10 protein-coding genes are annotated in these 12,356 nt (G+C 40.7%); 1 reads left to right on the top strand and 9 read right to left on the bottom strand.

Translation table 11 applies throughout. The features are described 5' to 3' along the window. Positions 1–2: 2 nt before the first annotated feature. The 8 genes from fmt to UN64_RS07675 all read right to left on the bottom strand — a co-directional run bounded on the left by fmt (position 3) and on the right by UN64_RS07675 (position 9,643). Positions 3–932 (bottom strand): methionyl-tRNA formyltransferase, encoded by a 930-nt coding sequence (gene fmt, locus UN64_RS07640; RefSeq protein WP_077361381.1) that lies wholly within the window; start codon positions 930–932, stop codon positions 3–5. A 6-nt stretch (positions 933–938) separates the two neighbouring features. Beyond that, entirely contained in the window at positions 939–1,412 is a 474-nt protein-coding gene (def, locus tag UN64_RS07645) for a peptide deformylase (RefSeq protein WP_077361383.1), read from the bottom strand. 16 nt (positions 1,413–1,428) lie between these two features. Next, on the bottom strand, positions 1,429–3,837 hold the full coding sequence (gene priA, locus UN64_RS07650; protein WP_077361385.1) for a primosomal protein N': 2,409 nt from the start codon (positions 3,835–3,837) through the stop codon (positions 1,429–1,431). Then, complete coding sequence (gene coaBC / locus UN64_RS07655; protein ID WP_077361387.1) at positions 3,834–5,045, bottom strand: bifunctional phosphopantothenoylcysteine decarboxylase/phosphopantothenate--cysteine ligase CoaBC; 1,212 nt, start codon at positions 5,043–5,045, stop codon at positions 3,834–3,836. The genes priA and coaBC overlap by 4 nt, the downstream gene beginning before the upstream one ends. A 240-nt stretch (positions 5,046–5,285) precedes the next feature. Beyond that, the gene (gene rpoZ, locus UN64_RS07660) at positions 5,286–5,492 is read right to left on the bottom strand and encodes a DNA-directed RNA polymerase subunit omega (protein ID WP_077361389.1); all 207 of its coding nucleotides are present in this window, start codon (positions 5,490–5,492) and stop codon (positions 5,286–5,288) included. Then, positions 5,492–6,109: a guanylate kinase gene (gmk, locus tag UN64_RS07665; protein WP_077361391.1), complete on the bottom strand. Its 618-nt coding sequence runs from the start codon at positions 6,107–6,109 to the stop codon at positions 5,492–5,494. The genes rpoZ and gmk overlap by 1 nt, the downstream gene beginning before the upstream one ends. 15 nt (positions 6,110–6,124) lie before the next feature. Further along, entirely contained in the window at positions 6,125–6,382 is a 258-nt protein-coding gene (gene remA, locus UN64_RS07670; RefSeq protein ID WP_066240628.1) for an extracellular matrix/biofilm regulator RemA, read from the bottom strand. Positions 6,383–6,970: 588 nt separating this feature from the next. Next, positions 6,971–9,643, bottom strand: a complete 2,673-nt coding sequence (locus UN64_RS07675; RefSeq protein ID WP_077361393.1) for a calcium-translocating P-type ATPase, SERCA-type — start codon at positions 9,641–9,643, stop codon at positions 6,971–6,973. A gap of 97 nt (positions 9,644–9,740) precedes the next feature. On the opposite strand from UN64_RS07675, the gene UN64_RS07680 reads away from it, so the two are divergent. Then, positions 9,741–11,450 carry an Rqc2 family fibronectin-binding protein gene (locus tag UN64_RS07680; protein ID WP_077361395.1) on the top strand — a complete coding sequence of 570 codons (1,710 nt, stop codon included), beginning with the start codon at positions 9,741–9,743 and terminating at the stop codon, positions 11,448–11,450. 216 nt (positions 11,451–11,666) lie between these two features. Here the strand turns inward: UN64_RS07680 and UN64_RS07685 are convergent, their stop codons facing one another. After that, positions 11,667–12,326: a class I SAM-dependent methyltransferase gene (locus UN64_RS07685; RefSeq protein ID WP_245802026.1), complete on the bottom strand. Its 660-nt coding sequence runs from the start codon at positions 12,324–12,326 to the stop codon at positions 11,667–11,669. Between the last annotated feature and the right edge of the window lie 30 nt (positions 12,327–12,356).

The following is a 12,356-nucleotide window of genomic DNA, read 5'->3' on the forward strand; positions in this document are numbered from 1 at the left end:
CTTTATTCACCTAATTTCAAGCCTTGTGGTATGCTTGCTCCTTTAAGATAATCACTTGCAAGCATTCTCTTTTTCCCAGAAAGCTGTAAGTCTGTAATTATAATGCTTGTTTGGTCTCCTGCGGCAACTTGAAGTCCATTTTCATGTATGCCGATAACAGTACCAGGTTCTGTAGATGCATTCGTTTTTTGCTTTTCTGCCCACCAAACTTTAAGAGGCTGACCGTTTAATAACGTATAAGCAACAGGCCACGGATGGAGACCGCGAATATGGTTATAGATCTCATCCCCTGAGCGGGTCCAATCGATCTTCTCCTGTTCTCGAGTTATGTTCCAGGCAAAAGTTACTTCATCTTCCTTTTGAGGGACTGGGGTAATTTTCCCTTCAACAAGCAAAGGTATGGTTTCTGATAACAATTTTGCACCAGCAGCACTTAATTTGTCATGCATGGAACCTACATGGTCATTTTCTTCGATCGGTACTTCAACTTGGGTAAGTATATCACCTGCGTCTAATTTTTCAACCATGTACATAATCGTGATGCCAGTTTTATCATTTCCGTCGATTATACTTTTATGGATCGGCGCTCCGCCTCTGTATTTCGGTAGCAATGAGGCATGGACATTGATGCAGCCATGTTGAGGTGTTTCTAAAATTGCATTAGGCAGAATCTGTCCATAAGCGGCCGTAACAATCAGATCAGGTTGAAGAGCCAGAATCTCTTCATAGCTTTCACGCAGCTTTACGGGTTGATACACTGGAATGCCATGTTTGATCGCTTCTTCTTTAACAGGTGTCTGCTTAATTTCTTTTTTTCTGCCTACTGGCTTGTCCGGCTGTGTAACAACGCCAATAACGTCATAGCCATCTTCCACTAACTGACGAAGTACGGGTACGGAAAAGTCAGGTGTTCCCATAAATAATATCTTCATGTTATCCTATCTCTCCATTTCCTCGTTTTCGTAATATGCGATAACTTTAGATGTAAACAAAATACCGTGCAGATGATCAATCTCATGGAGAAGTGCCCTGGCAAGAAAATCGTTTGCTTTTATAGTAAATTCTTTTCCGTTCTCATCTTGTGCTTTTACCGTTACATCAAAAGGGCGTTCTACTTCACCGAAAAGACCCGGGAAGCTCAAGCAGCCTTCTGGTCCCGTCTGGCTTCCGGATGATGCTTTTACTACCGGATTGATCAACACGATCTGCCCCTTTTCATCACCAACATCTACAACTGCAATCTGTTTAGCAATCCCGATCTGAGGGGCTGCAAGCCCTACTCCTTCTGCATCGTACATCGTATCAAACATATCGTTTACAAGTTTTTTTAGTTTTTTATCAAACACTGTTACCGGTTTACATTCTGTTTCTAAAACTGGATCTGGGTGTTCTACAATCTTTAGAATTGTCATCGTATTCTCCTAACTGCTACATGAGTGTCTGGGCATTTAACTCTCCAGTAATCTGCAGATCTTTAATACTTTTATCTTTTTGAAAATGAGCTATTATTTCTTCAAACCAGCTTCTCAGCTCTGGTTCATTTTTGTATTTTATCATTACCTGGTAGCGATATCTATCCTTCACACGCGCTATCGGTGATGTAACAGGACCAAGCATGAGACTTTCAGATGACAGTCTTTTTGATAGAAAGCTTGCTGCCTTTTCGCTTGCTTCAACAACCTGCATCAATTCCAAATGACTGAAGGTTAGAAGGCCCAAATAATAAAACGGCGGATATTGATGCAGTTTTCTTGTTTTCATTTCATGATTATAAAAACTGAGATAGTCATGCTGTGAAGCTAACTGGATACTGTAATGTTCTATGTCATATCCTTGAACAATAACTTTCCCTTCCAGCTCATGCCTCCCTGCACGGCCACTCACTTGTGTTAGCAGCTGAAATGTTTTTTCTGACGCTCTGAAATCAGGTAGATGCAGCATCGTATCAGCAGCCAAAACGCCTACTAATGTTACTTTTGGGAAATCAAGTCCTTTTGCGATCATCTGTGTGCCAAGCAAAATATCTGCTTCACCATTCCCAAAAGAAGTTAGCAGTTTTTCATGGCTTCCTTTTTTTGAAGTTGTATCTACGTCCATCCTGATCACTCTAGCTTCAGGCAAAACTTTAGCAAGCTCTTCTTCCACCTTTTGTGTACCTGTTCCAAAAAAACGAATGTGCTCTGAGGAACACGAAGGACATGCTGAAGGGGTAATCTCTTTATAGCCGCAATAGTGGCATTTTAATTCACCGTATCTTTTATGATAGGTTAAAGAAATATCGCAATGCGGACATTGTGCTACATATCCGCAATCTCTGCACAAAATGAATGAGGCATAACCGCGCCGGTTAAGAAAAAGAACAGATTGCTCTCCTTTTTCAATTCCCGCTTTTAGTTTTTCCATTAATTCATTAGAAAACATCGAGCGGTTTCCGTTCTTCAACTCATCCCTCATGTCCACAATGGTCACTTCTGGCATCGGATTTGAATGAACACGGGAGCTTAGTTCAGCAAGTTTGTACCGCCCTTTTTGGGCTCTAGCATAAGTTTCCAAAGCCGGTGTTGCACTCCCAAGTACAATCGGACAAGAATGATACTTTCCTCTCCATATCGCTACATCTCTAGCATGATATCGCGGATGATCTTCTTGCTTATAGCTTGATTCATGTTCTTCGTCTATGATGACGATCCCTAAATTTTCAAAAGGAGCGAAAACAGCAGAACGAGCGCCAACAACTACAGAAACTTCTTTTCGAAGAATCTTTCTCCATTCATCGTATTTCTCTCCGATAGACAAAGCACTGTGCAATACTGCAACAGAACTTCCAAAACGCCCTTTAAATCTGTTGACCATCTGAGGAGTGAGCGAGATCTCAGGAACTAAAACGATTGCTTCCTTCCCTTTATCTAAAACAGACTGAATAGATTGAAGGTAGATCTCTGTCTTTCCGCTACCTGTAACTCCATGAACAAGTATGGTTTGATGTTCATTGTTTTCGATAGAATCTAAAATCGGAGTGATAGCGTTTTGCTGGTTTTCCGTTAAAGGAAGCGGCTGTGTCTGTTTTATGTTTCTCCCTTGGAAAGGGTCTCTATATACTTCCTTTTCTTCCATATAAACAGCGCCCTTTTTACAAAGCGACTGAACGGAAGATAAAGAAGCACCTGTCTCATGAAGAATTTCCTGCAGGGAGTATTCGCCTGGCGGTCTGCTTAAAAGCTCTGAAATTACAGCTCTTTGTTTTTCGGCTCTTCTCCCATTCTGTTTCAGGAGCTCTTCGGCTTTCGTTTTGTCTGTCAGTGAAACAAATTTAACTTTCTTTTTATTAGCTTTATCTTTTACTTTATAGACAACATCCAAGACACCTGTTTTTGTCAGTTCCTGAAGTTCCTTAAGCAGATGAGAGTGATTTTTTGTTACTTCGTTTAAACTAAGTTCTCCACTTGCCGAGAAAAGAACAGACACTTCACTAGATAAAATTTCAGGCTTAAGGACTGTGAAAAATTTTTCATACGTCGCTTTCATTGCTGCAGGAAGCATCGCCTGATAAGCAGTGATATAAAAACTTAGTGTGTTTTCTGCCAGCCATTGACCTAGATCTATTAGTTCCGGTGTAAGGACAGGAAGAGGATCAAGTATTTCTGTGATGTTTTTTGTACCTTTTACAGAAGACGATTCCTTAAGAGCTAAAATAAATCCTTGCAGTTTTCTTGGTCCAAATGGAACGATAACACGCATACCCGGCTCTGCCCAATTCTCCAACTCATGAGGAACCTTATAATCAAACGTCTTATTGACACTTCCTGAAGGGACATCAACAACGACTGCCGCGATCATCGTTTCATCAGTTCCATCACTTCTTCTAGTATTTCATTCGCTGCTTGTTCTTTTGAAAGAATTGGAAGCGGACGAATGGAACCATCTTTTTTAATCATAACAATCTCGTTTGTATCACTCCCAAACCCTGATCCTTCTTTTGATACATCGTTTCCAACTACCATATCCAAATTCTTTCTTACTAATTTATCTTTTGCATAGTCTTCAAGATTTTCAGTTTCGGCGGCGAATCCAACAAGAATTTGATGTTCTTTTCTCTCACCGAGCTCTTTTAAAATATCATCTGTTTTCTTAAGTTCAATCGTCCACGTATCATTCTTTTTCTTGAACTTATTTGAATGAACTGTAACAGGTGTATAATCTGCTACAGCTGCACATTTAATGACAATATCCTGTTCTCCATAAAGACTGATTGCTTTATCAAACATTTCTTTTGCAGAAATGACTCTTTCAACTTGTACTCCTGATGGTACTTCAAGAGATGTAGGACCCGTTACTAATGTTACGTCTGCTCCAAGTTTTTTTGCTGCAGAAGCAATCGCATAACCCATCTTACCTGAGGAATGGTTTGTAAAATAACGGACTGGGTCCAGTTCCTCCCTTGTCGGACCGGCTGTTACCATGACATTCTTTCCTTTAAGAGGAAGAGATTGACCTTCTCTGTTCTCTTTAAAATACATATGAACAGCATTTATGAGTTCCTCTGGTTCAGCAAGCCTTCCTTTGCCAATCCATCCGCAGGCAAGCAGCCCTTCATTCGGCTCTATAAATCTCCACCCGAACCCAGCAAGGGTTTGCATGTTCTTTTTAACAGCTGGATGATTAAACATATTTACATTCATAGCAGGTGCAATCAGCACATCTGCTTTTGTTGCAAGTAATGTAGTTGAGAGCATATCGTCCGCGATGCCGTTTGCCAGTTTCCCGATAACGTTTGCCGTAGCAGGAGCTATCAGTACAAGATCTGCCCAATCTGCGATATCGATATGACTAACAACTGCAGGTTCTTTTTCCTCAAACGTATCTGTATATACGGCTTGTCTTGTCAGCGTTTGAAAGGTTAACGGTGTAATGAATTTCTGAGCAGACTCTGTGAGTATAACCTTCACATCATATCCGCTTTGATATAATTTACTTGCCACAGGTGCTGCTTTATAGGCAGCGATTCCGCCTGAAACAGCAAGCAATATTTTTTTCTTTTCCATAATAAACCCCTTCCGCCGCTCATTTGCTTAACAATTCACATCTATTTTACAGCATTTATATGTATTAAAAAACTTTATGGATTTTTATAAAGAAAACGTTGATGATGCCACGCATTTCGCGTCAGCCTTAGTTGTTGCTTTTTTATACTACCAACCTCATGCTAGCAATGTACATTTTCTGAAAGCAGAACAAAAAAATAACAACCTTTAGACAAGGTTGTATATTTTTTCAGGCTCTATATATTAATCAGCAGGTGTTTCCCCAACTTTTGTTAAGATACCAGATTGAATTTCTTCAAGTGCTTTACCAACAAACTTATGTGATACAGGTTTAGCAATCTGCTGGTTGCCATGCTTTTGAATTTCTCTCGCACGTTTTGAACTAAGTGTTACAAGAGAGTATTTTGAGTCTATCTTTTCCATAAGAGAATCGATGGATGGATATAGCATTATTGGTCATCTCCTAAAATTTTTTGGTATTTCGGACGAACTCTGTCTACACGGCAATGTTCTGTTGTAATGATCGCTTTAATACGGTTACAAGCTGAATCAATCTCGTCATTTACTACAGAATAGTCATAGTGCTTCATAAGCTCGATCTCTTCTTTGGCCACTGACATGCGATTGTTTATCAAATCTTCGGTTTCAGTGCCCCGTCCGACAATACGGTTTCTTAGTTCATCAAGACTAGGTGGTGTTAAGAAGATAAATACACCTTCTGGAAAAATATTTTTCACTTGAAGTGCACCTTGAACTTCAATCTCTAAAATAACGTCCTTGCCTTCATCAAGTGTGCGGTTCACATATTCGATCGGCGTTCCATAGTAGTTGCCGACATATTCTGCCCACTCAAGCAATTCTTTATTTTCAATCATGCGTAAAAACTCTTCTTTTGATTTAAAGAAGTATTCTACCCCATGTCGTTCGCCTTCACGCGGCTGCCTTGTAGTTGCTGAAACTGAATATTGAATGTCCAGCTTTTGTTCTCGGAGCGCCTTACAAACAGTACCCTTTCCTACACCAGAAGGGCCGGAAAGCACAAACAGAATGCCTCTTTCTTTTTCCATATAAACCTCCACAACCTAACTTTCTTCTGAGCCCTCATCAACTGACATCAGTCTGTGAGCCACAGTTTCTGGCTGTACAGCCGACAGAATCACATGATCACTGTCGGTCACAACGACCGCTCTCGTTCTGCGGCCATATGTAGCATCAATCAGCATGTTCTTCTCTCTTGCGACCGTGATTAATCGTTTTATCGGTGCAGATTCTGGACTGACTACCGCAATAATCCGGTGAGCAGCAACAATATTTCCGTAACCAATATTAATTAATTTCATCTTTAACCGCCCCTAACCTGCTACTATTCTAGCCAAATGGAATAACGGGTCATACGCTAATTGCACGATATTGTGAAAAACTGTACACATGTTCCTATATTTTAGCACACAAAATCGAGAATCTAAACTATTTTCCCTTATTTTGAGGAAATATCGTGAAAATTAGTAAGGGACTCTTTGGTGGAGTGGTCCGTGAAAGCCCCTATATTTCGTTGAACGCAGTAACGCTTATGAATCGCTCGTAATATTAGAAAATCGCTCGTATATTTTAAAAAGCGCTCGTAAATCCTGAGAACCGTTCATAAATCTTCCTGAGCGCGCATAAATCTTCCCGAGCGCGCATAAACCTCCCCGGGCGCGCATAAATCTTCCCGACCGCGCATAAATCTTCCCGACCGCGCATAAATCTTCCCGACCGCGCATAAATCTTCCCGACCGCGCATAAATCTTCCCGACCGCGTATAAATCTTCCCGAGCGCGTATAAATCTTCCCGACCGCGTATAAATCAGCAAATTCTTTTCAGAATTTGCTTGTTTTTATAAAAACAAACGAAGCTAGCTCCTAAAAATAGTGAGCCAGCTCTCTTTTTATCTTATTTCTCTTTTAAACAGCTGAAAACCTGCTAATGCAAATGTTGGTATAGATGCCATGCCTAGTACAAGCAGCCATTGTCTCAGTGAAAGCGGTACAGTGTGGAAAATCTCTTGTAACGGCTGAACATACATTACGACAAGCAGCAATAAAACAGATGAGATAACTGCTAGAACAAGATATCCGTTTTGAAAAGGATTTCTGTGGAAGACCGAACGTTCACTTCTGCAGTCAAATACATGAATTAATTGTGCCATTACTAGTGTAGCAAATGCCACTGACTGTGCCACGATCAGCTGATCTGGATTTTCTTTTAACGTTACCCAGAATGCTAGGATGGTTGCTGCACCGATTAAAAACCCACGAGAAACGATCTTCCATCCAAGGCCTCTTGAGAAAACCCCTTCTTTTGCCTGCCGCGGTTTTCGTCTCATTACGTCTTCTTCCGCCTGATCCACACCCAACGCCATTGCAGGGAGTCCGTCTGTTACGAGGTTTACCCACAAAATTTGGATCGGTACGAGCGGGAGAGGTAGTCCCATGATCATCGCAAAAAGCATTACAAGAATTTCTCCTACATTGGAAGCCAATAGATATCGAATAAACTTACGGATATTTTCATAGATGTTTCTTCCTTCTTCAATGGCCGAACGAATGGTTGCAAAGTTATCATCTCCCAATACAAGAGAAGAAGCTTCTTTCGCTACATCTGTTCCGGTGATCCCCATAGCAATTCCGATATTAGCAGACTTAATGGCAGGCGCGTCATTCACGCCGTCCCCTGTCATCGCAACCACATGGCCTTTTCTTTGCAGAGACTTTACGATTTTTAATTTATGTTCAGGAGATACTCGTGCATATACGTAAACATTCTCTGAAACTTTGTCCAGTTCTTCATCATTAAGCTGTGCTAACTCTGCACCTTCCATTACTCGGCCGCCTTCAGGGAGCATGTTCAGCTTTTTGGCGATGCTCGCTGCAGTTACTACATGGTCACCTGTGATCATAATGGTTTTAATGCCCGCAGTCTGACAGTCTCTAATACTATCTTCTACCTCTGGACGAGGGGGATCCATCATTCCTTGAAGTCCGATAAAAGTCAGGCTTCTCTCTGCAAAGGAGGCTTGTGCGTAATATTCCCCCTCTTTTAGAGGACGGACAGCAACAGCAATCGTTCTCAGAGCTTGGCTTCCTAGTGCGTATATCGCTTCTTTAATTCGCTCTTTGTGCGCTTGCTTGATTAACTGTTTCTTATCATCCCACACAATATAATCGCTTTTTTCCATTAATACGTCAGGAGCACCTTTTACAACGAGCATCTGATTTCCTTCTGTATCCTGAACAATGACACTCATCATTTTTCTTGTTGAATCAAAAGGAAACTCATGCTGAATTGTAAACTGTTCACTTAAAGATTCTTTTGTAATTCCAGCTTTATAGGCGCTTACTAATAATGCCGTCTCTGTCGGATCACCAACCTCTACAAACGAACCATTCTTTCCTTCTTCAAGTGTAGCGTTATTACAAAGAGCAGCATAAGCTAAAACTTCCGTCAGCTTATCTCCTCGTTTACCGTCTTCATTAATTCCTGATCCTGCGACTTCAAAACCATCATCAGTGACGGACCAGGTTCTGCCTTGTGACCAGATACGGCTTACCGTCATTTTATTTTGTGTAAGTGTTCCTGTTTTGTCTGAACAGATCACAGTAGCACATCCAAGTGTTTCAACTGAAGGAAGCTTACGTACAATCGCTCGTTTACGGATCATCTTTTGCACACCTAGCGCGAGAGCAATCGTAACAATAGCAGGCAGCCCTTCAGGAATAGCTGCTACAGCTAGTGAAACCCCTGCTAGAATCATGCTGTATAGATCGTGCCCCTGCAAAACCCCAGCTATTACAACTAGGACTGTTAACAGCAATGCTAAAGCTATCAATATTTTCCCGAGCTGTTCAAGTTTCATCTGAAGGGGAGTTGCCAAGTTCTCAGCCGATTGTATTAGGTGCGCGATCTTCCCCATCTCAGTCTTCATGCCAGTTGCTACTACGATTCCTTGTCCGGTTCCGCGAGTTACCATGGTTCCCATAAATGCCATGTTATCCTGGTCTCCAAGTGTAAGCTCGTCTGCAGTTAAAATATTGTTATGCTTTTGGGCAGGAACGGATTCACCCGTTAAAGCAGACTCTTCAATTTGAAGGCCTGATGTTTTGAGCAAGCGAATGTCTGCCCCAACTCTGTCTCCACTTTTAATTTTAACTACATCACCTGCAACCACATCTTTTGCTGCGATCGAAACCCATTTACCTTCTCTTAAAACTTGTGCAGTCGGAGCGGATAATTCTTTTAGAGAAGCAAGGGATTTCTCTGCTTTTCTTTCTTGAATAAACCCTAGAATTCCGTTCATCACAACGATTAAGATTATAGCAATCGCATCCAGATACTCGCCTAAAAAACCAGAAAGCAATGTTGCTGCCAAAAGCACGAGCACCATAAAATCCTTAAACTGTGCAAGGAACATCAGGATAGCTGATTGCTTTTTACCTTCTTCTAGCTGATTGGGTCCATCAAGCTTCAATCGCTTTTCTTGCTCATTCTTCGTTAGACCTTCATCTAACCTGCTGTTGAGTATTGATTCAATTTCGTCTTGCGGCAGCTGGTACCAATTCATAGCTTCCACCTCTAATAAGATTAGTTAAAGCCATTTATATGCAGGCATGTCCGCAAAAATGCTATACTATGAATCAGAAATAAGAGGTGAACTTATCATGAGTTTTGATGGAATAATGACACGTGCTGTAACTGCTGAACTTCAGGAGACTTTAACATCCGGAAGAATTTCAAAAGTTTATCAGCCGCATAAAACAGATCTTGTATTTACCATTCGTTCAAACGGGAAAAATCATAAACTATTGATATCCGCAAATCCATCATTTGCACGGATACATCTAACAGAACACCAATACGAAAATCCTGACACTCCACCTATGTTTTGTATGCTGCTCAGAAAACATCTAGAAGGTGCTTTTATTGAAAAAATCGAACAGCTTGATGTGGAACGAATAATAAAGATCACCGTAAAAAACAGGGATGAAATTGGAGATGAGACCACAAAAGTACTTTATGTGGAAATTATGGGAAGGCACTCAAACATTATTTTGACTGATGAAATGTCTGAGAAAATAATAGACAGCATCAAACATATTCCTAGTTTCCAGAACAGGCATAGAACCATCTTGCCTGGTTTTACGTATGTACTTCCTCCTGCACAGGAAAAAATAGACCCCTTTTCTGTTTCTGAGAAAGAAGAATTTATTACTAAGATATCTTGGAATGAAGGAAAATTGGACAAACAGCTTGTTGCAGGATTCAGCGGTCTCTCGCCTTTAATCGCAAAAGAAATACTAGAACGTGCCGGCTTATCTATTAAAGAACAAGTAGCTGACGCCTTTTTATCAGTGATGAATCAATTGGCTGAAAAACGTTATGAACCGCAGATGATAACAAATGAGAAGAAAGAATACTTTTCGGTCATTTCTTTAACCCATATTGAGGGTGAAGTTCGACCGTTTGAAACCGTCAGTAAACTGCTGGACCGTTTCTTTTATGGAAAAGCTGACCGCGATCGAATAAAACAACAAGCGAACGACCTTGAGAAATATCTTTCTAATGAATATGAAAAGATTATCAAAAAGATCGGAAAACTAGAACGCGAACTTGAACAAACCGTCAATGCTGAAGAATATCAGCGTAAAGGAGAACTTCTCACTGCATATATGTACATGGCTAAAAAAGGCGATAAAGCAATTGAAGTTGAGGATTACTTTAGTAAAGACCAGCCTCTAGTTAAAATTGAACTTGATCCTTTAAAAACACCAGCTGAAAATGCCCAGAGCTATTTTAAAAAATATGGAAAGCTTAAAAAATCGGTATCTATCATAAAAGATCAGATCGAAAAATCCAAGAACGAACTTCTCTATTTTGAGCGTCTCATCGTTCAGATGGATTCTGCATCGATGAAAGATGTTGAAGAAATACGAGAAGAACTTGGTGAAGGCGGTTATTTAAAACATCGTCAGAGCAAGCAAAAGAAAAAACAAAACCAAACACCACAGCCTGAAAAATTCATCTCCAGTGATGGAACAGAAATATTAGTCGGAAAGAACAATAAACAAAACGACTACTTAACATTCAAACTATCTCGCGCAAACGAAACATGGCTTCACACAAAAGACATCCCTGGATCGCATGTGCTAATACGTTCAACTGAACCTAGTGAAACAGATATAAAAGAGGCTGCAGTCTTAGCTGGATTTTACAGCAAAGCAAAAAACTCCAGTTCAGTACCAGTTGATTTCACGCTTGTGAAGCATGTTAAGAAACCTAGCGGAGCAAAACCGGGATTTGTTATTTATGATAATCAGCAGACATTGTATGTAACACCTGATGAAGATCTCGTTTTCAAGTTAAAAAAGTAAGTTTGCTAAAACTATGTTGTATTTGAAAGAGTTGATTTCCGCTCCAGGCACTCGCTTTCCGCGGGGCGGGCGGTGAGCCTCCTGACGCTATGCGCCGTTAGGAGTCTCACCTGTCCCACTCGTCCCGCAGGAGTCTCGCACCTTGCGCTCCAATCAACTTGTCAATGAAGTGTTTTCGTTACAATCATTAAATCAAAAAAGCAGGACCGCTATTGATTAGCTGTCCTGCTCTTTTTTTGCCTTGCTTATAATGGCAAGTCCGCCGAGTACTTCTTTATGTGTTACCTCTGAAAAATGAAGTTCTTCCAGCAATGCAGTCATTTCATCCGCCGTATATCGGTGTCTTCTTGTACTGACATTCGACCATTTCAATAGAGCAGTTCTCTCGAAACCAGAAATATCATTTTCTTTTGTGTACTGAGCAGCACTTTCTTGACTCATCTTTTCGCTTGGATTAAGCATGGCGATATATCCGTCTTTTTTGAGCACACGATTTATTTCCTTGATACCTTTTGATGGATCAGGCAATAAAAACATTACGCAAGTAGACAATGCAAGATGAAAAGAATCATCTTCAAAAGGCAGGTTTTCTGCATCCGCTACTAAAAACTCGCTCTTTCCGCTTAGATCATGATAGAAAAATTGCTGAATGCTCGCTTTCACCATTTCTGATGAAAGATCAACCCCTACAAGTTTATTTGCTTCTTGTGCCCCTCGCAGCAACAACCTGCCCGTTCCGCAACCAACATCTAAAATGTCCTTATCTTCCCAAGATCCTGTCGTTTCTTTCAAAGTATCATGAACACTTTTTAGCCAAGATGTTCGTGCCATGCTGTCAAAAAATGATACTAGCTCATCAAATTCTTCACCGTTCATTTTTCTCAAAATCGTATTCTCCTTAGAAAA

It is taken from the genome of Fictibacillus arsenicus (genome assembly GCF_001999465.1).
Classification (GTDB): Bacteria; Bacillota; Bacilli; order Bacillales; family Fictibacillaceae; genus Fictibacillus; species Fictibacillus arsenicus.